Annotated in this window: 12 protein-coding genes and 1 pseudogene; 6 read left to right on the plus strand and 7 right to left on the minus strand. The window is 57.5% G+C overall.

Features of this window, described 5'->3' with window-relative positions; all coding sequences use genetic code 11:
* Positions 1-38: 38 nt before the first annotated feature.
* Positions 39-2,510 (minus strand): SdrD B-like domain-containing protein, encoded by a 2,472-nt coding sequence (locus JKL45_RS23395; protein ID WP_201864208.1) that lies wholly within the window; start codon positions 2,508-2,510, stop codon positions 39-41.
* Positions 2,511-3,525: 1,015 nt separating this feature from the next.
* On the opposite strand from JKL45_RS23395, the gene JKL45_RS23400 reads away from it, so the two are divergent.
* A complete protein-coding gene (locus tag JKL45_RS23400; protein ID WP_201864209.1) occupies positions 3,526-5,169 on the plus strand; it encodes a Na/Pi cotransporter family protein in 1,644 nt (547 codons plus the stop codon).
* 7 nt (positions 5,170-5,176) lie between these two features.
* Here the strand turns inward: JKL45_RS23400 and JKL45_RS23405 are convergent, their stop codons facing one another.
* Positions 5,177-5,353 (minus strand): hypothetical protein, encoded by a 177-nt coding sequence (locus JKL45_RS23405; protein WP_201864210.1) that lies wholly within the window; start codon positions 5,351-5,353, stop codon positions 5,177-5,179.
* Positions 5,354-5,509: 156 nt separating this feature from the next.
* Here JKL45_RS23405 and gcvA point away from each other — a divergent pair, with 156 nt between their 5' ends.
* On the plus strand, positions 5,510-6,445 hold the full coding sequence (gene gcvA / locus JKL45_RS23410; RefSeq protein ID WP_201864211.1) for a transcriptional regulator GcvA: 936 nt from the start codon (positions 5,510-5,512) through the stop codon (positions 6,443-6,445).
* A gap of 15 nt (positions 6,446-6,460) precedes the next feature.
* Here the strand turns inward: gcvA and mdoH are convergent, their stop codons facing one another.
* Positions 6,461-8,656, minus strand: coding sequence for a glucans biosynthesis glucosyltransferase MdoH (gene mdoH, locus JKL45_RS23415; RefSeq protein ID WP_201864212.1), 2,196 nt, complete (start codon positions 8,654-8,656; stop codon positions 6,461-6,463).
* Positions 8,632-10,152: an OpgD/OpgG family glucan biosynthesis protein gene (locus JKL45_RS23420; protein WP_246498868.1), complete on the minus strand. Its 1,521-nt coding sequence runs from the start codon at positions 10,150-10,152 to the stop codon at positions 8,632-8,634. Before JKL45_RS23420 ends, mdoH begins: the two co-directional genes overlap by 25 nt.
* A 235-nt stretch (positions 10,153-10,387) precedes the next feature.
* Here JKL45_RS23420 and glmU point away from each other — a divergent pair, with 235 nt between their 5' ends.
* Complete coding sequence (gene glmU / locus JKL45_RS23425) at positions 10,388-11,761, plus strand: bifunctional UDP-N-acetylglucosamine diphosphorylase/glucosamine-1-phosphate N-acetyltransferase GlmU (RefSeq protein ID WP_201864213.1); 1,374 nt, start codon at positions 10,388-10,390, stop codon at positions 11,759-11,761.
* Between the two features lie 111 nt (positions 11,762-11,872).
* The gene (gene glmS, locus JKL45_RS23430; protein ID WP_201864214.1) at positions 11,873-13,699 is read left to right on the plus strand and encodes a glutamine--fructose-6-phosphate transaminase (isomerizing); all 1,827 of its coding nucleotides are present in this window, start codon (positions 11,873-11,875) and stop codon (positions 13,697-13,699) included.
* Between the two features lie 59 nt (positions 13,700-13,758).
* Here glmS and JKL45_RS23435 read toward each other — a convergent pair.
* The 3 genes and pseudogenes from JKL45_RS23435 to JKL45_RS23445 all read right to left on the minus strand — a co-directional run.
* Positions 13,759-13,921: pseudogene (locus JKL45_RS23435) on the minus strand (transposase domain-containing protein); the annotation flags it as partial.
* A gap of 573 nt (positions 13,922-14,494) precedes the next feature.
* On the minus strand, positions 14,495-15,757 hold the full coding sequence (locus JKL45_RS23440; RefSeq protein WP_201864216.1) for an O-antigen ligase family protein: 1,263 nt from the start codon (positions 15,755-15,757) through the stop codon (positions 14,495-14,497).
* Between the two features lie 226 nt (positions 15,758-15,983).
* Entirely contained in the window at positions 15,984-17,753 is a 1,770-nt protein-coding gene (locus tag JKL45_RS23445) for an AAA family ATPase (RefSeq protein WP_201864217.1), read from the minus strand.
* A 1,331-nt stretch (positions 17,754-19,084) separates the two neighbouring features.
* Between JKL45_RS23445 and JKL45_RS23450 the strand changes: the two genes are divergently transcribed.
* Both JKL45_RS23450 and JKL45_RS23455 read left to right on the plus strand, forming a co-directional pair.
* Positions 19,085-20,569, plus strand: coding sequence for a lipopolysaccharide biosynthesis protein (locus JKL45_RS23450; protein WP_201864218.1), 1,485 nt, complete (start codon positions 19,085-19,087; stop codon positions 20,567-20,569).
* 91 nt (positions 20,570-20,660) lie between these two features.
* Positions 20,661-21,983 carry an alpha-hydroxy acid oxidase gene (locus JKL45_RS23455; protein ID WP_201864219.1) on the plus strand — a complete coding sequence of 441 codons (1,323 nt, stop codon included), beginning with the start codon at positions 20,661-20,663 and terminating at the stop codon, positions 21,981-21,983.
* The last annotated feature ends 210 nt before the right edge of the window (positions 21,984-22,193 follow it).

A 22,193-nucleotide genomic window follows, 5' to 3' on the forward strand; every position in this document is an offset into this window, starting at 1 on the left:
GCCTCTTGCTGTCTGCATGAACGAGGGATTTTGGTACGTCAGATCAAATAGATGTGGCTGTGTTTCAGATTAATGCCATCATCGATCTTGGCGAACTCGACTGCCTTGGCTTTCGAGCCCGAACCATCCGCATCGTAGGAGAGAACGCCAGTCTTCTTGTTGTAGATAATATAGTCGTTCTTATCCTTGGCCTGCGTGCCAACTGTGAAGAAGTTCTTGTTCAGCTGAGACGGCTTATCAAGTGACCCCTTGCCGAGCTTCTTGAACACAGCATTGTCGAGGTGGAACTTGTCATCCTTCACCTTGAAGTCCGTGATCGTATCGAAGTTCACTTTCCTGTCGGTCGTGGAGCTTCCCAACTTCTGGTCGAACACGAACTTGTCCTTGCCGGAACCTCCGGACAAGGTGTCGTTCCCGTACCCGCCGAAGACCATATCGTCGCCCTCGACAGCGGCGATCATGTTCTTCCCGGCGTTACCTATCATCACGTTGTTCAGGCTGTTGCCCGTGAGGGTGAGGGCGGTTGTGCCAGAGGCTGTGATGTTGATGGCATTGCTCGCAAGCGTCATGCTGGACGAGGTGACGAGTGTTTGCTCTTCCTGCAACCAGAAGAGATCGATGGCAAAGCTGAATGGCAGAACGAATCCTTCCGGCATCTCATCGCCGAAGATGTAGTCCGCTCCTCCGGTGCCGTAGAGCCTGTCCGAACCGGCACCACCGACGATCAAGTCGTCGCCCCCGTTGCCATAGCCGATATCGTCGCCGTTTCCACCGATCATCACGTCGCGGGTGTTGCCCCCATACAGCTGATCGTTACCCTCTTTGCCATTGAGGCCGTTTATGCCCTCATTGCCATAGAGATTATCGTCACCGTCGGCGCCGATCAGCTTGTCTCGGTCATTGCCGCCATAACCGTTCTGACCCTTGCCGACCTCGCGCCATTCATACTTGCGAAGGGCGACCTGCCGCTCATCGTTGACTTCGATATCCGCCGGCTTGCGACCGGCTAATGCGATCAGATCCGCGAATTTGACGATCGTGCCGTCACTGAGCTTGAGGGATGCAGCCGAACTGCTGTCCAGTCCGGAATAGTCGTTGAAGACGATGGCGCCGCCGTCGCTGAACACCAGCGCGAGCTTGTTATGCTTCGGCGTGTCGATCCAGTTTGCAACCTTGCCGACCCAAGTTGCCTTGATGTCCTTGAGGGAATAGCCCGAGAGCTCGATGACGTCGTCACTAGGCCGGAAATCCCAGATCATGTCGACGCCGTCGCCCTTGGCGTAACGATAGGTATCCTGGCCGTCATTGCCGTAGAGATTGTCGCCAATGAGAACCTTGTTCAGCTTCCCATTGCCGGGGTTCCGGGCGATTTCGCCGCGATCCGTGCCGCCATAGATCGTGTCGTTGCCTCCTTCACCCTGCATTTCGTCGTTGCCGCGGCCACCATGGATGAAGTCATCGTGGTCGCCGGCTTCGATGAGATCATCATTTCCGATCTCCTGCGGGGGAGTGACGACGGGAGGTTGGACCTTCACCTTGGACAGGCCGACATCGACAGCCGTGACATGTTTTGATGTCTCACCGATCGTGTAGGAGCCCGTGCGGCCAGTGCTCGCATCGGCGTCGCTGTCCAGGGCATCGTCGGAGCCTGCATTCTGCCCCGTGAACCGGTACGCGCCGTCAGCGCCGTTGCCGAACTGGACGCTGTAGCTCCCAAAAGACAGTGCGCTGAAGTGGTATTCGCCCGTTTTGTCCGTCATTACGGACGACACGACTTTACCCGTAGAGTCGATGAGATTGACTTCTATGCTGGGAATGCCGGTTTCCTGGCTGTTGTCACCCTGGATACCGTCATTATCGAGATCGAGCCACACTCGTCCTGAAAGGGAGCCAGTCGGTGCTGGCGGAACGGCAACGGTTGGCGCGGTGGGGGCCAATCCCCAAAGCTTGAGACTGTCGTTGCGGTTCCCTCCGTCCGTGCCGACGCTGGTGAGACGCGCGCCAAAGCCCTGCTGCGCCAGATGCTCAAGGGTCAGGCTGTCGGTGTCATGATGAATGACGACGGAAATTGTCTTCACGTCATCCCGCCCGGTGCCGGATGTTCCGATTCCAATTCCCACATCGTAGGGGGAAAGTGGACGACCGATCATGTTGTCGCTGTTGCCGTTGCCCGACACAGCTTCGACGCCATCGGCGTCGAACATGCGTCCTTCGATCAGGTAAGCGGAACTGCCAATTCCGGTAACGGAAAGCTTATCCAACCAGCCTTCGTCAGCGGGATTGTCGTCGATGCCGGTAAGGTGGAAGAAGATGCCGCGCAGGTCGGCAGTTTCTGTGTCCGTGTCCCCGTCGTTATCGAAGACGGACGCAGTCAATTGCAGGTTGCCATCCGACAGTTGCTCGACGAGAAACTTAACCGCAGGAGTCCCAACTTTATATACGAAACCGGTGGTGCCGATCCGCTCATCCTTGTCGATGACGAACTCGAGCGCCCGAACCACGCCAGACATGCAACTTGCCCCCAGACGGGAGTGCGCCAGCGCAGTGAAGTCAGAGCGAGCCACCCCATTATTGGGTATCCATCAACCTCTTTCATGACGTAAAGTCAATTGATGCTTAAGTTCTTGGAAGGTGCGTAATCAAGGGCCGGGGAAGTATCAGCCCTAAATATTGTAACTAAATTCCAAACAATTCGGGCAGGGACTTGGGATCATCAAGAATTTTCTCAGATAATTGTCAGCCGGCAGAAGTAAAAAGTACCGGCGAGTGCGTCAATCTGAGCCTACGGTTATCTGTGCGGAGTTCGTCTTGAGGCGCCGCTCAATCTTGTCCGTATTTCCGCGACCAGAATGTTCAACTCCCTTTGCAGCCGGTTCAACCGCGACAGGAGTTCGTTGTCCGGTATGCTGCTGCCGGAAGAGCCGAGTCCCTCCCCATTAGGAAGTTGCTGCGTCATGCTGCGTAGCTCCTCCAGGGTTGTCGGGCCGATATTGGGCACCGTCAGCCACTGGGAATCGGAGATGCTGGCCACCTCACGGATCGTGGGACACCGGCCCTGGAATTCTGCCAGGATGGCCCCTCGGACACGTCCGGAGCAATTCTCGATTGGAAATGGATCGTCCAAACCCATCTCACGCCCTCGCGCACTCACTAGTGTGATACTGTCCATCAAGAAAGCGACCCTTAAGACTTGGCCGTGTCGGATACTCATGCGTACCGGCTAATTGTGGAAAAGAGCAGGCGTCATTTCGGGGATAACCGCATGCGTTGGGAGTAGCTAAATTGTTCCACGCCGACCTTCGGTTGGCTCTGGGAGGGTAGGAAGGTTCAAATCCCTGAACCTATTAGGTAAATTGGGTTAAGCCCTCATGCAGGGCCGAGATGAGCTCCGAGACGTCCCGTGCGCCAAAATATCAGGGTGCCCTACAGCAGACATTCATTATTAGCCGGCAACCTGATTGCGATCTTGGCTCTTGAGGGATAAGCAGATCGATTGTGCCATCTGTTCCGGTTTCTGAGGGCTGAATGTCTGCGACCTCCGTCTTGATCCACCTGTTCGGTGAGATTGCCCTGCTTCTCTGGGGCATCACCATGGTCAACAGCGGAGTGCAGCGCGCCTTCGGCAGCGATCTGCGCTGGATCCTTGGAATAGCATTGAGAACCCGCCTCCAGGCCTTCCTGGCAGGCGTCGGCGTCACGACCGTTCTTCAAAGCAGCACTGCCACGGCTCTGATGGTGGCGTCCTTCACGGCCGGAGGGGCGGTGGACATCGTTCCGGCCCTGGCCGTGATGCTGGGTGCCAATGTGGGCACGACACTCATCGTGCAGGTGCTTTCCTTTGACGTCTCGCTGATATTCCCGGTGCTCGTTTTCGGCGGCTTCATGGCTTTCCGGCGTGGAAAGACCAGCCGGATGAAGGACCTGGGTCGTGTTGCCATCGGCCTCGGATTGATGCTGCTCTCGCTTCGTCTGCTGAGCGAGACAATCCACCTGATTGAGGATTCTGCCATCCTCAAGGAGCTTCTCGCGTCCATCGCGTCCGATCCGCTGATCCTAGTGCTCCTGTCCGCGTTCCTTGCCTGGATTGCGCATTCCAGCGTTGCCGCGATGCTGTTCATCATGTCTCTTGCAGCAGCAGGCGTCATTGGACCGTCCGCAGCTCTCGTCATGGTGCTTGGCGCCAATCTCGGCAGCGCCATCAATCCATTCCTGGAAGCGATGGGCGGCGATCCTGCCAAGATCCGCGTCCCAGTCGGCAATCTGGCGACGCGGGTTGTCGGCTGTGTCATCGCGCTGCCGCTGATCGATCCTATTCTGGCGGCCATGACGCTGATCGATCCGAATCCGGCGCGATTGGCGGCGAACTTCCATACGATCTTCAACGTGGTGCTGGCTGCCGCCTTTATCCTGCCGCTGCCATGGATCGCAAAGCTGCTCGTCAGGGTGTTCCCGGAGAAGCTCCAGGCCTCCGACCCGGGAGTGCCGCAGTATCTGGATAAGGATGCCCTGGACACACCATCCGTCGCCCTTTCCAACGCGGCCCGTGAGGTTCTGCGGATGGTCGATACGGTCGACGCTATGCTGCGCAGCTCGCAGGATCTGTTCCGGGAAGATGACATCAGCCGCGTGGATCAGGTCAGCCGGACGGATGACGTGCTGGATCGTCTGTTCAGCGCCATCAGGCGCTACCTCAGCTCCATCAACCACGAAGCCTTGAACGAGGATGAGGCGAAGCGCCTTTCGGACATTCTCGCTTTCGCGATCAATCTGGAGCATGTGGGCGACATCATCGACAAGAACCTGATGGAGCTTGCCGCCAAGCGCATCAAGAATCATCTGCGCCTTCCGAAGGACAGCTTGGACGACATCACCAGCATGCACGGCAAGCTGCTGGAGCATCTGCAGCTGGCCGCCTCGGTGCTCATGTTCCAAGATATCGGCTCGGCCCGCCGGCTCGTGTCGGAGAAGGAGCGCTTCCGGGACCTTGAGCGCGCGGTGGCCCAGAAGCATCTCGACCAGCTCCGGTCCGGCAGAACGGCAGGGGATACCGGCACGCTTCAGCTCGATATCGTCCGCGACCTCAAGCGCATCGAGGCCCACATTGCCTCCACCGGCCACTCGTTGCTGGAGCAGAGTGGAGAGCTCAAGCCGAGCCGCCTGACATCCTGACGGCCCGCTACTTCTGGTCCTTCAGGGCTCGCCAATCCATGTAGCGGAGCGGCTCCGGCAACCCGATATCGCGCCGCTCGTGATCGGACAGCTCCTTCAGATCCAGGACGACGGAATCGTTCCGCAGAAGAGCCGGGCGAAGCCAGAGCTTCAGGCGCAGCCAAGCACTCTCGATACCGCGCAAGCGGCGAGTCTCTTCATACCTCATGACAGCCTACCGATTTGTTGTGTCAGAGGGCGTTCAGCGCCCTCGATCAAGCATCCGTAAGGTGCTCCAGTTGCGGGAGCTTGACAAAGCAAATGCCAATAGGCTGGCATAAGGCAGCCTTATGGATGATCTATGCCAAAATTGCCGTCGAAACTGCCTCCCATGAGCGCCGTCCGAGTCTTCGAGGCAGCGGCGCGGCATCAAAGCTTTACACGGGCGGCGGAGGAACTGGGCATGACCCAGGCTGCCGTGAGCTATCAGATCAAGATTCTCGAAGATCGGATCGGCGCGCCCCTGTTCGTCCGCTTGCCGCGCCAGGTCACCCTCACGGCCAAAGGGCGGCAACTCGCTCCTGCCGTAACGGAGGCTTTCGAGGCTTTGCGCACCGCCTTTGCAGGCATTGAGTCAACGGTTCAAACCGTTCTCTCGATCTCCACGCTCACCACCTTTGCGGCCAATTGGCTGGTGCCCCGGCTGGGTCGGTTCCAGCAGCTTCATCCGAACATTGCCGTTCAGATCAATATCTCAGGGCAGGTGGTGGATTTCGGCCAGAGTGACTTCGACCTCGGTATCAGGAGCGGCGACGGGAATTGGCCCGGCCTCGAGGCGCATCTTCTGTTCCCGAACCTGTTCACCCCGGTCTGCAGCCCCGAACTGATCCGGGGTGTCACCCTCAAGGAGCCCTCAGACATCCTGAGGTTTCCGATCATCTCGCCGAATGATCCGTGGTGGCAGGATTGGTTTGCCGCGGCAGGAGTGCAGGATTTCGATCCCTCGCAGCGTCCCGACAATCATCTCGGGGCACAGCAATTCGAGGGCACGGCCGCTATGGCAGGGCAGGGGTTTGCCCTGATTAATCCCTATTTCTTTCCCGGCGATCTTGCTGCAGGGCGTCTCATTCAGCCCTTCGATCTTCTCGCCACGTCGGAGCGCGGTTATTGGCTGGTCTATCCAAAAGCGCGTCGGCGTTCTCCTAAGATCGAAGCCTTCCGCGACTGGGTTTTGAGCGAGATAGCGGGCGATGCGGAGAAGACGACTGCGCTTACCCTAATGGGGACCGAGGCCTGACAGGTCTCGGCTTCACTACTCGGCGGCCTGTGCTTCGGCTGGCTTGGGCTTCAAATGCACTAGCATGTCAATCAGCGCCCGGTCGTGGAGAACGACCATACGCTCCTTATTGTGGAGCCAGCTCACCGCATCCTCGATGGTTTCGGCATCGACGAGCTTGGCTTCCGCAAGCGCCCGCTCCGTCTCGATGATCCCGCGTTTGCGGGGCGGAGTGGGCGGGAGCATCTCGATGTGGCGCTCTCTCAGGATCTGGTCTTCATAGATCGCCCTGAGGCTGTCTGCATCGTCAAAGCCGAAGGTGACGTTGCGGGCCTGAAGTTCGTTGGCGCGAGTAGCGATGGCCGGAGGCTGGTGCTCCTCGGGCGTCATGAGGAGACCAAGCCTCTTCAAGGCAAGCCCCGCACCCAATTGGCCGCTGAGCCAGGAGAGCGGGATCGCCAGCAGGAGACCGATGATCGTGGGCGACATCCAAAGGAACAGGGATGTGGCGATCATGAAGGCCGAGAGACCCGCAAGCGCTCCGAGGACCGTGTGGGCCCGGTGACGACGGACGATGTCCTTGATCGGGATGGAGCCATCGTCGCGGCGCTGCGGCTGCCAGCCCGTGTCACGCCCGAGCAGGATCTGAAACACCGAACCCGACTGGATGAGCATCAGAATCGGCGCCAGAAGGGCCGACAGGATGATCTCGATCGTCGAGGAAATGACCAGGCGGATACCGCCTCCCGACGCACGCCGGTCGTTGCCGCGAATGAGCATCAGGATCAGCCCGAATAACTTCGGCGCAAGCAGGATCCCCATGGTCACGGCAAACAGGGTAAGGGCTCGCTCGGGGTCGAACCGGGGCCAGATCGGGTAGAGGCGGAAGTCGCGGGCGAAATATTCCGGCCGGATATAGGTGGTCTGCAGGACCAGGGCGATACCGACGATCAGCTGGAACAGCCAGAACGGCGATGCGAGGTACGACATGATGCCGGTGGCGAAGTGTTGCCTGGTCGGCAGCTTCAGGCCCTTCGCCGTGACGACCCGCATATGCTGGAGATTGCCCTGGCACCAGCGGCGGTCGCGAGCCGAGAGGTCGATGAGAGAAGGCGGGCTTTCCTCGTAGGAACCCTGCAGGTCCGCCAGCATGTAGACCGACCAGCCGGCGCGGCGCAACAGCGCCGCCTCGACGAAGTCGTGGCTGAGGATGTGGCCGCCGAAGGGCGGCTTGCCCTTCAGGTCCGGCAGTCCGCCATGAGCCGCGAAGGCCTTGGTGCGAATAATGGCGTTATGACCCCAGTAATTGCCGTCGCGACCCATCCAGACCGCAAGGCCCATAGCAATCACCGGGCCGGTGACACGGGCGGCATATTGCTGAACGCGGGCAAAGAGGGTGTTGCGGTTGATGATCAGCGGCAGCGACTGGATGATGCCGGCGTCAGGGTCTGCTTCCATGGCGGCGGCCAAGCGCACAATGCACTCGCCGGTCATGAGGCTGTCGGCATCAAGCACAAGCGTGTGCTCGTAATGTCCACCCCAGCGGGAGACGAAATCGGCAATGTTGCCGGCCTTGCGGTGATGGTTCTTCTGGCGGTGCCGATAATAGAACCGCGCGCCCGGTCCCAGGCGCTCCTTCAAGGCGAGGAAAGCGCGCTCTTCCGCGACCCAGGCATCCGGATTGGTGGTGTCGGAGAGAATAAAATAGTCGAAGCTATCCCCGAGGCCGGTCGCGTGAACGGATTCAAAGATCGCTTCCAGGGCTGCGAAGGTCCGGTCCGTCTGCTCGTTATAGACCGGCATGACGATGGCGGTCTTATGTTGAAGCGTCGAGGGCAGCGGCCCGCGATGTCCCGGGCGGCGGAGCAGGGCGAGGAAACCCAGGAGAGCGCTGGTGAAGGCAACGGCAATCCACGAAAAGTTGACCGTGAACAGGCCAACGAGCACCCACTGAAGGGCCGTGGTGCGGCTGACCGACACGACTTGGTACATTTCCCAGGTGCCGTAGGCGGTGAGCAGGAGGCCGCCGCCGAAGACGAAGAGGCGTGCGAGCCATGTTCCCAGCTTCGGGTGCTGGAGAACGGGCCTGCGCTCCTCGGAAGCCGACCAGCGCCGAAGCGACTGGGTCGGCATATCGAGGTGCTTTTCGGGAGGCATAGCGGCGGCAAGCCGCTCGATAGCGGCTACGTTCGGGTTCGAGTCGTGACTTACGGTGTCCAACGATACAGCCATGTCTCGCTAATCGGTTTCCCGCCTGCTTCAAGGATCAGGCGCATCTCACACGCGTTTTCGTTGCCCGGGTCAAGCTCGAATGCGACACGTACTGTCTTTCTATCAGGATATGGCAAAAGTTTGAGGTTTTGGAATGTTCCAGGGCCAACGGTTAAGACGGATCTTAGGTCCGTCGGCAGATTTTCGCCCAACACATCCCCAATGAAGTCGACCGCGAACCGCCGCCGCCGTCCGCCGCTGCCCCGTCCAGAACGGGTCTGCACCACTGTTGCGAGCGGCGGCCGTTCCGGCGCGTTCCATCCCCAGTACTGCCGATAGGCCAAGGCAACCTCGGAGCCTGCAGCCATTGGAGCCTTTGGGCGCCAATAGGTGAGTATGTTGTCATTGATCTCTGCGTCGGTTGGGATCTCCAGAAGCTGTACGCTCCCTTGGCCCCAATCGCCGAGCGGCTCGATCCAGACACTCGGCCGGCGGTCGAAGCGCTGGTCGTCATCCTGGAAAGCCTCGTAGGATCGCTCCCGCTGAAGCAGCCCGAAGCCGCGAGGCGAGTTGTCGACGAAGGCGGAAATCTGGAGCGTCTCCGGGTTCTGAAGCGGACGCCAGAGCCACTCCCCGGAGCCGTTCAGCATCTGAAGGCCGGACGACTCAAAGACGGCCGGTCGGATATCGTCGGAGTTCAGCAGATCGTTCGGACCATAAAGATACGTGGAGGCGACGCCGCCGAGGCCCACATGCTCCAGATTGACCCTGGGGAAGAGAGTGGTCTCCACATCGACGATGGTCATATCGCCGGGCCGGAACGTCATGCGGACCGCCCCGGTGGTGGATTCCGAATCGAGAATGCCGTGAACCGTGATGCTGTTGCTGCCCACGGCCGGGCGCTCCAGCCAGAAGGCACGGAAAGCCGGAAATTCTTCCCCACGGGCTTCAGCCGGGCGTAAGGTCAACGCTCGAGCGATGGCGCCATAGTTCTGCCCCCGTGCGAGGGCGCGGAAGAAGGTGCCGCCTTGCACGACGGCAAAGTCGAAAGGCTTGCCGTTGCCGACCTGGGCGATGAGCTTGAAGCCGGAATAGCGGATGTCGCCCAGGTTGTTCGGCAGATTGATCCGGCCGAAATCGAACTGAGATGGCTGGTAGCCGATGCGGCGGACCGCCCCATCCTCCACCATGAATAGCTCCACCCCATCCCGAAACACGAAACCGCGGTGGAGCGGTTCGACCACGATCCCGCGGGCCTCGGAGCTCCAGATCGGCGGTTGCGTATAACGGATCGCGCCATACTGCTCCGGGTTCAGATTCGCGAACACGTCAGGCAGGTCATTTGGGGGAGCTGCAAACGGTTTCTTGGAGAGCTGGCGCGCAATATCGACGACGACCGCCGGATCGAACCGCTGATTCTCTCCCATCCTGGCGGAAATTGTCTCTTGAGGCGTCTGCGCCCTGAGAGTCGGCGCGAATGCCAGCCCGGCGACGGAGACACCGATATATGCCAGCATGTCGCGCCGGCGAAGATGGAAGGGGGATGGACCCCTTGGCGGAACCGGCACAGTAATACTCTTGCGTGTACGAAGGCTCTTCAGCCAGACCAGTGGAATGCCTTATACATATCGTCAATCGTGAGCACGAAGTAAACGCGGCCATTCAGCAAACTGCCTGATTGCTCACGAAACGTTTGCCGTTTTACCCCTTCTGATTTAGCTGCACGGCTGAGCCTCACCGGATTGAAACTGTATGACCCCGTCTCACAACGCCCAATCATCCTCTCGGAGCTGCCTGGCTATCGTGCTCGCAGCCGGTGAGGGCACCCGGATGAAATCCGCTAGGCCCAAGGTCCTGCATCAGGTCGCTAACCGCTCCATGCTGGGCCATGTGCTGGCGACGCTAGCCCAGGCTGGCGCCACCAGCACCGCCGTCGTGATCGGTCCGGATTGCGAGGATGTGGCCAAGGAGGTTCAGAAGATCTCAAGCCAGGCCAGGATCTTCGTTCAGAAGGACCGGCTCGGGACAGCTCATGCGGTTCTGAGCGCCCGGGAGTCGCTGGCGCAGCCTGCCGACGATGTGATCATCGCTTTCGGCGATACACCCCTGATCCTGCCCGAGACATTCACCAAGCTGCGGGCTCCCCTGGCTGAAGGGGCGGCCGTGGTCGCCATGGGGTTCGAAGCGAAGGATCCGACCGGCTATGGCCGCTTCATTACGGAAGGCAACGAACTCCTGGCCATTCGCGAACACAGGGATGCCAGCGAGGTCGAGCGGTTGATCACCCTGTGCAATGGCGGGCTCATGGCCATCCGGGGCGACTTGGCCCTGACTCTCCTCGACCGGGTGGAGAATAAGAATGCCAAGGGCGAGTACTATCTCACCGACATCGTCGAGATCGCCCGCAGCCTCGGCCACCGGATGGCGATTGCCGTCGTATCGGAGGAGGAGGTGCATGGGGTTAACGACCGGGCCCAGCTCGCCGCTGCCGAGCGTATGATCCAGGACCGCCTGCGTCAGGCGGCTATGGCATCCGGCGTGACGCTGATTGCTCCCGAGACGGTCTTTTTCAGCCACGACACCCGGCTGGGGCAGGATGTCGTGGTCGAGCCGCATGTGGTGTTCGGTCCGGGCGTGGTGGTCGAAGAGGGAGCCGTCATCCACAGCTTCAGCCATCTTGAGGGCGCGCAGATCGCTTCCGCTGCCGGAGTCGGCCCGTTCGCCCGCCTGCGTCCCGGCGCGGCAATCGGACCCAAGGCTAAGGTCGGCAACTTCGTCGAGATCAAGAACACGGAGCTTGGGGCCGGCGCCAAGGTCAGCCACCTGACCTATCTCGGCGATGCGAGCGTGGGAGCCGAAGCGAATATCGGCGCTGGCACGATCACTTGCAATTACGACGGGTTCGCCAAGCATCGGACCGAGATCGGCGAAGGTGCCTTCATCGGCTCCAATTCCTCCCTGGTGGCTCCTATCAGCATCGGGAAGGGGGCCTTTGTCGGTTCCGGCTCCGTTATCACGGAGAACATCCCGGATGATGCCCTCGGCCTTGGCCGTGGACGTCAGACCATCAAGGAAGGCTGGGCGATCCTGTTCCGAGACAAAGCCCAGGCGGCCAAACGGAAATAAGCGTCTCTGTCACAATAGGTTACGCAAGTTGATTCTGCCCTTGAGGTCTATCGTGAGTAAGACAGGCCTCAAGCGTAGCGTTGGTCGCGTTGCAAAAGGAAGTTCTTCATTATGTGCGGCATTGTTGGAATCATTGGGAAAACGCCGGTTGCCTCTCAGATCGTAGAGGCGCTCAAACGGCTTGAATACCGCGGCTACGATTCCGCCGGCGTAGCGACCCTGGAAGAGGGGCGCCTCGACCGCAGGCGCGCCGAGGGCAAGCTGCGCAACCTTGAGACCAAGCTCTCCCAATCTCCGCTCTCCGGTGTCATAGGCATCGGCCACACCCGCTGGGCAACCCACGGCAAGCCCAACGAGACCAATGCCCATCCTCACGCCACCGACAAGCTGGCGGTGGTTCATAACGGCATCATCGAGAACTTCCGCGAGTTGAAGACCGGTCTCGAAGCAAAGGGCATCCGGTTCGAGACCGAGACCGACACTGAAGTGGTGGCCCAGCTCGTCACCTATGAAATCCGCCAGGGACGTGGCCCCATCGAAGCAGTGGCCGTGACTTTGCCCCGCCTTCGCGGCGCCTTTGCGCTCGGGTTCCTGTTCTCCGGTGAGGACGATCTGTTGATCGGAGCGCGTCACGGCGCTCCTCTCGCCATCGGCTATGGACAGGGCGAGATGTATCTCGGCTCCGATGCCCTGGCCTTGGCACCGTTCACCGATGAAGTCGCGTATCTGGACGATGGCGATTGGGCGATCCTGACCCAGAGGGGCGCCGATATCCGCGACGAAAGCGGCAAGTCCGCGCAACGGATCCGTCACAAGATCCCAGTCGGATCCTTCATGGCCGACAAGGGTAATTACCGCCACTTCATGGCCAAGGAAATCCACGAACAGGCGGAAGTCGTGGGACGCACGCTCGCGCATTACGTCAACTTCGCAGGCGAACGGGTTGAGCTTCCTTTCGAACTGCCCTTCGATTTCAAGGATCTGAACCGCATTTCGATCTCCGCCTGTGGCACGGCCTATCTGGCGGGGCTGATCTCGAAATACTGGTTCGAGCGCTTGGCGCGCATCCCGGTCGAGATCGATGTGGCGTCCGAGTTCCGCTACCGGGAAGCTCCCCTGGAGCCGGGCGGCTTGGCGCTTTTCGTCTCTCAGTCGGGGGAGACGGCCGACACCCTGGCATCGCTGCGCTACGCCACCGCCGAAAAGCAGCACACGCTCTCCGTGGTAAACGTTCCGACCTCCACCATGGCTCGCGAGAGCAGTGTGGTCGCCCAGACCCTTGCTGGCGTGGAAGTGGGCGTTGCCTCCACCAAGGCCTTTACCTGCCAGCTCACCGTGCTCCTGTCGCTCGCCATTGCCGCCGGCCGCGCACGAGGGACACTCAGTGCAGCCGACGAGAAGGAGCTGGTGAGCGCACTCATCGCCGTGCCGGGCCAGATGACTGAGGCGATGAAGCGGGAGCATCAGATCGAGGTCCTCTCGCGCGAGCTCTCCAAGGCCAAGGACGTGCTCTATCTCGGACGCGGAACGTCGTATCCACTTGCGATGGAAGGCGCCCTGAAGCTCAAGGAAATCTCCTACATCCACGCGGAAGGCTACGCAGCCGGCGAGCTGAAGCACGGCCCAATCGCGCTCATCGACGAAACGATGCCGGTCATCGTCATCGCACCGCACGACAATATCTTCGAGAAGACCGTCTCCAACATGCAGGAGGTCGCCGCCCGTGGCGGTCGCATCATCCTCATCACCGACGAGAAGGGCGCCCTGGAGACCGGCCTCGACACGATGGCCACCATTGTGATGCCTTCCGTCCATCCCATAGTGGCGCCGATCATCAACGCAGTCCCGATCCAGCTTCTCGCCTATCACACGGCTGTCTTTATGGGGAAGGACGTGGACCAGCCGCGCAATCTGGCCAAGTCCGTGACGGTGGAGTAACCCTCCAGGCTTTACCATCCGCTGGGCTATGGCAAGACGATGGATCGCAAGCGATGCGTTTAGGCCACTCCCCTGAGATCTTGCGCAGCGGGATAGGACCAGGGCAGCAGTTCACCTAAGGCGGCTTTTGGGATGTCCGAGGACAATGCGGGTGATCACACCCGCCAGCTGGCCATAGGGCTCTACCCCGAATAGCTTGCAGCTCTCGATCAGCGATGCGATCCTGCTTCGCCCCATAGGCGCATCACTAGTGCTCGAGCGCTTGCGCCCCGAACTGCCTCTGTCGTAGTGGCGCTGCCAAGAAGAGATGGTCGTGTCACCATTCCGTGTGACCGCACATCTCTCTAAGCTTCGCAATCAGACGCTAAGGTCCTGATCGGCCGGTTACGACCGACATAATCTGGATGGCTCGTTTCATATCGCGGAGGTCTTGGTTGCCGGATCGCACCAACGTCGGGGTAGCCGCATCTAGCTGGTAGAAGCTGCCATAGCACATGGTAGACGATTGGGAAACGGTGCCATCAAGCTGGGGACCTATCGTGATCTGCCGTAGAACGAGCCATTCTATCGTAGGATGGGCTTTGTTCAAATCGAACCCGCTCAGGTCGCTCCAGGAGATCACGTGAAGCTGTGGGAGGAGGCGAGGCGGGGGCACGTCCCAGCGAGGCGCTGCATCATAGCTCTGCACCTTGGCAACTAGCAGAACTGGCCCTGTTTCCGGCCTCACGTGATGTTATGCCTGAAGGGGCTGAATCGACGAAGGCCTTGCCGCCACTTTATCAAAATCGGGAGGGTTCAGCTCTGGACGGCATATCCGCCGCCAATCGCAGTTCTTTTAACCACATGATTGCGAGTGCTGAAGCACTGGAACAGTGCAAGATCAAACATAATATGCATGAAGTTCGTAGACCTAAGAAAAATTGTCTCCGTAAGATTGAGCACGAAGAGGACTATGATCAGGCCGAAACAAATCTCGCGCGTAAATGCTTCGTCCAAAGAGCGTGAAGACTGCCGCCCAATCATTCTTGCGAGGCGCCTGGCGATTAGGAATGTGATTACGCCTACGAACGAAATGCCAACGATGCCCAATTCCGTGAAGATCGCAACATATCCGCTGTGGAAGTTGTCGAGGACCCATCCGCGTTGCTTCAAGAATGAGACATAGATCTCATCGATTGTCCAAAAACCATTGAGGCCATACCCGAAGAAGGGGCGGTCAAGCGACAGGCCGAGTGCATGCTGCCAAATCAGGGTTCGCTCAGTGAAGTCGACTTCATACCCGAATATGGGAATGTAACTGTACCCGGTTTTTGCCAAGAAGACGATAGTCACAGTCGCAATGCAGAAGACCAGTATGGGGATGATTGAAATCAATCTGGCCAACGCTGTCGAGTTGCGGGCCAGGATGACACAAATGACTGAAAAGAAAGCAATGATCGCTCCACCGCGTGACCCTGATGCAACGACGCACAGCAGACTGATGCAGAGATAGAAAAAGCGAACGAACGTAATTCTCTCAATGCAGGCATAAGTGGAAAGGAAAACAAGAATAGCGCTTGTTGTTCCTAGGACCTGTTTAACTTCGAATATTCCTTGCCACTGCCCATTATGCTGCCAACTATTGGAGATCCCGAGAGACGGCTTCACTAACACGACAGCAACTGACGCAACTATCAGAGCGCCGAGTGCATGCATCACGGTCTGCATGATGGCGCGAAAATCGAGCAGGAGGCTGACGCGCCAAGCTCCCCAGGTGCTTATGATCAGGGCCACGGCTTTCGGTATGCCTGTGGAAGGATTGTTGTTCCAAAGAGATGAGCATGCGACATACCAGAAGAATATCGCGCAGAAGTACATCTCATCAGTCCACACCCGGCGATGCACCTCACATGTGAACGACAATAAAACAATCGTAAGCCAGAGAACGACAGCAATGGTTTGCTGAAGGTTACTCTGTGGCGATAACCCTGTAAGCAATGGATTAAAGTTAGCAAAGGAGCATATGGCGATCAGGAATAAGACGGCTTTAGCGGCCTGGGCTTGAGAGCTATGAACCATATGTTTTATATCTCTGCCTGGATCAGTCGGTCGATGGGGCAAGCCGCGTCCAGAAGCGATTTGCGTTCAACATCCTGCTAGACTAGCGCCGCTGTTTGCATCGACGATCGGGTATCCCGATGCAGGTGTGGCATCGGTCGGCAGTATGAAGCCGACCCTGCTGCTTGGCTGCCTTTCCAATCAGATGAGTGCCCGACGATAGTCAGCCCTTCGTGCGACACATCCGTCACCTTGTTAGAATTGTTCCTACGAGTAGTGGCCTGATCTGCGGAACCATTTCGAGGGCTTCCGCAACCTTGTGCTGAGCGGAAGAATTCGAGCGGATCAAAAGGACAAAGTGATCGATGCTGCTGGAGAGTGCTCTAACATCGGGTTGGCCGGTGATGGCCGGCAAATCCACGATGACATAGTCGAACATGCTGCGGGCTTCCTTGAGGAGGTCGCGCATTTGGCGAGACGGAATGCTCGTGCTGGGGCCGACATCTCGCCGGTCGATATAATTCGGTAGAAACGCTAGGTTTTCATGATCGGCGTACAGGGCCAGATCATGTATTCTCTCCGTTCCTACAGCAGAGTTAGGACAGGAGTGGCTGCCTGCGGATGTCAACAACGTCGTCAGCGTAGGGTATGGGGCATTGGCGTCGACCAGCAGAACCTTGGAGCCGGAAGCTGCGATTGCTTGGGCGAGGTTGGCAGCGACAAGTGTTTTTCCCTCTGCTGCACATGCGGAAACGATCCCGATGACTTTGGACTCGCGATCCCAGCCCGATGCATCGATGGCAACACGCATGTTTCGGATAATTGCGGCCAATTCCGATTGCGGTTGCTGAACGGAGACGCGCGCGCCGCTTGGCAGCAGGAATTGCCCCTGAAGCGCCTTGGAGACGGAATCCGCTTCCCGATCAAGATATAGATTGCCGACAACAGCCGATCCAAGGAAGTCGCTATTAACAAGTCTCTTAACATCGGCGGCGGATCGAACTTTCTCTTGTCCTCGTTCCTTGAGCCAACCGCAAATGCCTGCAGCTAAGATACCGAACGCGATGCCGATCGGTAAGACAAGGCCTGGCCTGGGGAAACTAGGTTCGAGCGGGGCGGTTGCGACACTGACCATCCTAGCATCCGGAATTGGGACCTCTGCCTGCTGCATGGTCGCCGCACGAGCGAGAAAGGCATCATAAAGCGATCTGTAGGTTTGAGCCCTGGTTGCGAGTTCTCGCAATGTGGCGCGCTCTTGAGGTTCGCTGCCGGGATCGCCACTGGCACGAAAGTTGCTGATCGCTGCTTCGGTCGCCTCGGCCTCAGCCCTGAGTTCTACCAGTCGAGCCTCCAGCCATACGCCAGCACTCTTGGCCGCGAGACTTGATGATTCCAGCTGGAACTTAACGAATTCCAGCGCGGCCGTGTTGGCTATGTTGGCCGCTTTCCTCGGGTCTGAAGAAGATGCGGAAATTTCGATGACGTATGTCAGAGCAACTCGCCGAACACGCAGGGTCTCTCGCAAACTGTTCACGGCTTGCTTATGGAGATCGTTCTCGGACAATTCCTTGCGGCCAAGAAGCACTTTTACCGATGCCATTAACGGCCGCAGAATACCTTTGATAATGCTCTCTTCAGTCTCCGAGTTTGGATCCCGCCCAATGAATTCCGGATCATTGTAAAGCTCAAGTTTGTCAACGACGGCCGTTGCGATCGCCTCTGAGCGGGCAACTTCAGCAAGTGTTTCGATATTCGCCGACTCCGTGGCTGCGTCAGCTGGGGTTTGGGTCGATTGTGAGGTTGGGCTTCTACTCGACTCAACAACCAATGTTGCGGTGGCATTGTACTGTGGCCGAGCAACCGCCGCATACACTCCTGCCAAGCATGCGATGCCGATGAATATCAAGAGCATTGTTGCCCACTGATAGCGAATGATGCGAGCAAGGCCTCCTATGATTGTGATGATATTCGTTCTGACAGCATCGGATTCACGGTCTGACCGAATAATCGCGCCCATATGTTCTGTTGGCCGGACATTCATACCAGGGTCCCTTCAAGGGTAATTTAGGTCACGACTGCTACAGGTGTGCATCCGTTGTTGCGGGACGATCGGCGATATGTCTCCACGCGCCGAAAAAAGATGAGCGGTTCCACCAAAACCCTGGTGACGCCGGTCGACATAAATCTGAATGCCTGTGGTCGATGCGTGATGAGTTACTTCGAAGAACATTGTGAAGTTACTTACAGTAGGCAATCACAGTCGAAAGACGCGCGTCTGAGTGGCTCTGTAGAACAACAGAGGCAATGAATTTCCGGCCATGGAACGATGGAATTTCCTAGTCCGTCATCCTGCTGGGTGCATGTATCTTCCATGGAATGGAAGTGAAACAGAGATGCCGATAAGCTGTGAGGATTACAGGAAACATCAAATTACCACCCTTGTCATCCGCCGCTACACATCAGCGCAGTCGCGCCGCCTGAAAGTGCGGCCGATCGCTTTGCAGCTTTTGTTTATATGTGATGGTTGTTATGACTGAAACAGTAAATGAGTATCGCTCAGAGGCCATTCGGGGTAGCGCTTCAGTCTGGAGTAGAGAACTCATCTGGTAGAAGCTGACGTCGAGCGATAAGGCCGATAACAGGCTTAGAGTGATTTGTTCTTGGGTGAATTGCGCTTCAGAGTTAATACCTCTGCACGCCAATAGGCCAGCCATTGCAATCGACTAATCGCTGCAGATTCCAAATACTGCCTACGCTTGCCCTGGATTCGTGGTTTCGCGCAGGTTGGCACACGGTGAGGCTATCCAGGTCTCCGCTGACGCCAGTAGTCTTATGTGGAACGGCGAGGTTACAGATGCGCATGTGGGTCAAAATCTGCATGCAATGTACTCAGTATGTATAGTCTTGCGTGAGGGGCTAGAGTAAAGAATAATTCCAAGCTCTCTATCTAAATATAACGTGCCGTCACGACTGAAAGCTTCGTTCCGTTGTTTATCTCGGTTGAACCAAGCCCATGTATTCTCAATACCGGCACTTCTTCACACTGGTGGGCTCAAGCGCTAACTGCGCAGAATATCATCCCAGCGAAAGGCTTTCGCGGCCTTGGCTTAAGGCTTCCGGTGTGCCTGGTCCAATTTTCCGCATCTGCAGGGGAGGCGCCGCTTGCATAGACGATGCCTCCTTCAAGGGGCGAGACGAAGATATAAATTGGCTCACTCCAAAGAAGGTATGTCTGTGCGCGACCTAGCAGCTATACTTGAAGACGAGTGATCTCAGTCTTGTACGGCGGTCCGCGGGCTGCTTTGGCGACAACGCCGTTTCACGGCCTCAAGAACTTGGATTTAATCGATGCAAGGCAAGCAGAAGAAAGCTCTGTTCTGGCTACTTGTGGAAGTTCTCGGGGCGCAAGGCATACCGTTTGTAGTCTTCCTGGTAATAGCGCGTATCATTGGTCCAAAAGAATATGGCGCCTTCACGTTGGCCATAACGTTCGTCAGTGTGCTGAACATCATTATTTTTCAGGGAGTCGCTGAAGCGCTAATACGGTTGGAAGAACCCGAGGAGAGATACAAGTCAACCGCTTTCTGGATGAATCTTACGCTCGCATTTGGGATCTTTGCCGCCGTCCAATTGCTTGCAGGTCCGATTGCAAACATCTTTGGCGCGCCCGTAATCGAACACGTGCTGCGATGGATAGCTCTACTGGGTCCTCTGCAGGCCATGATCAGCATTCAGGGGGCGCTGTTCCGACGCGATCTGAACATGGAAGTTCTCGCACGAAGAACCTTGGCCGGACGCACCCTTGGCGCGCTGATCGGCATCGGCATGGCTATTATAGGATGGGGAATCTGGTCCCTTGTCGCTGTCCAGTTGGTGCAAGCTGTCGTTTCCATAATAGTTGTATGGATCGCGAGTTCATGGCGTCCGCGTCTTATCTTCGACCGCGGCTGCTGTCGTGAGCTAACCCATTTCGGCGGTCAATTTATAAGCGCGAGCTTAGCGACATCACTCAGCAGTAGAGTGGACGGTCTCCTGGTGGGCTTCTTTTTCGGCGCTCACGCAGCCGGATATTATGCGCTCGGATCGCGAATAATGGAGATGGTGATTACGGTTCTGCTGACGCCAATGAGAGCCTTGGTCATGCCGGTCTTAAGTCGAGTAGCCAGCAACAAAGAGGACTTCGCGGAAGCTTATTCCGAAATGGTCACGCTCTCCTATGTTGTGTGGACGCCGGCGATCCTGACATTGGGGGCGGCAGCAAAGTTTCTCATTCCGACCTTCTTCGGGAGTGAGTGGGCCCTGACGACCGATGTGCTCGAAGCGATGAGCCTGGCTGCATTCACCCTCCCACTCTGGTACTTCGCCGGGCAAGCTTTAACCGCGCTTGGCAAAACGAGTATGTTTCTCCATCTCGCTGCTGCACAGGTCGTACTTGTTACGTTGTGCATCATCGTGGGAGCCCAGTTCAGTCTCGTTGGAGTTGGGCTTGCCTGGTCAGCATCGTCGGCACTCCTTGTTCCGCTGTGTCTCTTCATGCTGCAGAAAGCCAGCGGTCTTTCATGGCGATCGGGAGTCTTGCCTGGTCTGCGCATCGGTGGCGCCGGCCTTGGCTTTATGGGCTGCGTCATCGCAGTTGAACTCTGGGCCAGTTATCACAACTGGTCTACCTTGATGTCGTCCTCGGTTGGGATCGGCCTTGGGCTTATTGTTTACCTGGCATTGCTCGAATTTGTGCTGTTGCGCGGATACGTTTCTACAATAGTTCGGAACGGCAGAGAGTTTGTAAGCCAGCTAAAAAGATCACCGGAGCGCATCGTAAGTACTTCTCAATAAATCTTGAGCCGCTCATCTAATAATTGCAATTGTCGCGTGTTTTTAATCAGTCTTCTGGTTATAACTAGGCGAATTTTAGAGCGGAGTATCTATGAAAATATCCCAAGCTGCCGAAATCGAAGACTTAAGAAAGCTTGCAAAAAAAGCTCTTCCGCGCATCATTTACGACTGGATCGAAGAAGGTGCTGGAGATGAGCTGGCTGCCCAGGGCAACCTGAACAGCTTCCGACAATTTCGTCTTCTCCCTCGCTATATGCGCGATGTATCGGAGAGGACACAAACGGTCCAACTATTCGGCCAAGAATATTCAAGCCCGATAGGCTTTTCCCCAACTGGAATGCAGGGTCTGGTCCATGCAGGGGGCGAGCTGAAGATGGCTCGAGCAGCCGTTGCGGATAACATCCCTTATGTGATGTCCGGACTTACAACCGTCCGTCTCGAGAACGTGGCCGAAGCTGCTCCAAGCCATCTTTGGTATCAGCCATATCCTACGGCGAACAGAGCCATTATTGAGGACCTATTACGGAGGGCAGCGGATGCCGGCGTGAAGAACCTGGTATTGACCGCCGACCTTCCAGTGGAGGGGCACCGCCTGCGCAGCATACATAACAGGCGATCCGGGCGTCCCAATCCTTGGCTTATCCTGGAGGCGCTGCGGCATCCAAGATGGGTCGCGAATTATCTAAAGAGGAGGCCGCTTCTAGAGGATCTCCTTCCCTACGCGGCGCCCGGCGCATCAAGAAAAGACCTAGATGAGATGTTCGGTAGGGAATATGCACCCGTTCGGCCGAAGCAGACGTGGAGCGAGATTGAGTGGTACCGGAGGCTTTGGTCCGGAAAGCTGATCATTAAGGGGATTATCAGTCCAAAAGATGCAACGAGTGCGGTGGATTTGGGGGTGGATGGGATCGTCGTTTCAAACCACGGCGGACGTCAACTCGATCGCGCACCTGCGCCTTTGGATATGCTTCCCATCATTAAGATGGCCGTCGGCGATAATGTGGAGGTTATGCTGGACGGAGGAATTCGCACAGGATCAGATGTCGTCATTGCTCTGTGTCTAGGAGCGCGCTTCGTTTTCATAGGACGAGCAGCGCTTTTCGGTCTAGCGGCAGGTGGTCATGAAGGCGTCAGACGAGCCATTCAAATCTTGCAGGCTGAGATCGACGTCACGATGGGCCAGATCGGCTGTACCTGCATCGAGCAGTTGAGCTCGGACTATTTATGGCAGAAAAATTCACATGAGTATGGAGACATTAGCCACAAGGCATCTTTGCTGACTGGCCGGAGGCCTGATGTGAGTGGAGGTATGACCCAGCCGGAGTCAAGTGCGGGTCTGATCAGCGTACCCAATAACATTCCTGTTTATGGATCTCTAGGTTCGACTGGTGCAACCCAGCACTTTGGTACCTAAAATAACATCCTGATGACTGATGACCAAACTCGCCATTGTATGAGCCTCAGCTCAAGCAGGCTTGGCCGATGCTTGTCACTAAGCAGAACCGTAAGCAGCTTCTCGCAATATCGCGCTAGTTGCGGCTTCTAGCTGTTTGGTAGCGGAACGTTGTTGGGACCAGGTGCGTTGCGCGATTGAGGAGTACACTTGGCGCTTTGAGAGACTGCG

Source organism: Microvirga soli, assembly GCF_016734765.1.
Taxonomy (GTDB): Bacteria; Pseudomonadota; Alphaproteobacteria; order Rhizobiales; family Beijerinckiaceae; genus Microvirga; species Microvirga soli.

Excerpts from the sequence above, each read along its gene's own strand:
- JKL45_RS23395 (WP_201864208.1), bottom strand. The coding sequence starts at position 2,510 with ATGTCTGGCGTGGTTCGGGCGCTCGAGTTCGTCATCGACAAGGATGAG.
- JKL45_RS23400 (WP_201864209.1), top strand. The coding sequence starts at position 3,526 with ATGTCTGCGACCTCCGTCTTGATCCACCTGTTCGGTGAGATTGCCCTG.
- gcvA (WP_201864211.1), top strand. The coding sequence starts at position 5,510 with ATGCCAAAATTGCCGTCGAAACTGCCTCCCATGAGCGCCGTCCGAGTC.
- mdoH (WP_201864212.1), bottom strand. The coding sequence starts at position 8,656 with ATGGCTGTATCGTTGGACACCGTAAGTCACGACTCGAACCCGAACGTA.
- JKL45_RS23420 (WP_246498868.1), bottom strand. The coding sequence starts at position 10,152 with ATGCTGGCATATATCGGTGTCTCCGTCGCCGGGCTGGCATTCGCGCCG.
- glmU (WP_201864213.1), top strand. The coding sequence starts at position 10,388 with ATGACCCCGTCTCACAACGCCCAATCATCCTCTCGGAGCTGCCTGGCT.
- glmS (WP_201864214.1), top strand. The coding sequence starts at position 11,873 with ATGTGCGGCATTGTTGGAATCATTGGGAAAACGCCGGTTGCCTCTCAG.
- JKL45_RS23440 (WP_201864216.1), bottom strand. The coding sequence starts at position 15,757 with ATGGTTCATAGCTCTCAAGCCCAGGCCGCTAAAGCCGTCTTATTCCTG.
- JKL45_RS23445 (WP_201864217.1), bottom strand. The coding sequence starts at position 17,753 with ATGGGCGCGATTATTCGGTCAGACCGTGAATCCGATGCTGTCAGAACG.
- JKL45_RS23450 (WP_201864218.1), top strand. The coding sequence starts at position 19,085 with ATGCAAGGCAAGCAGAAGAAAGCTCTGTTCTGGCTACTTGTGGAAGTT.
- JKL45_RS23455 (WP_201864219.1), top strand. The coding sequence starts at position 20,661 with ATGAAAATATCCCAAGCTGCCGAAATCGAAGACTTAAGAAAGCTTGCA.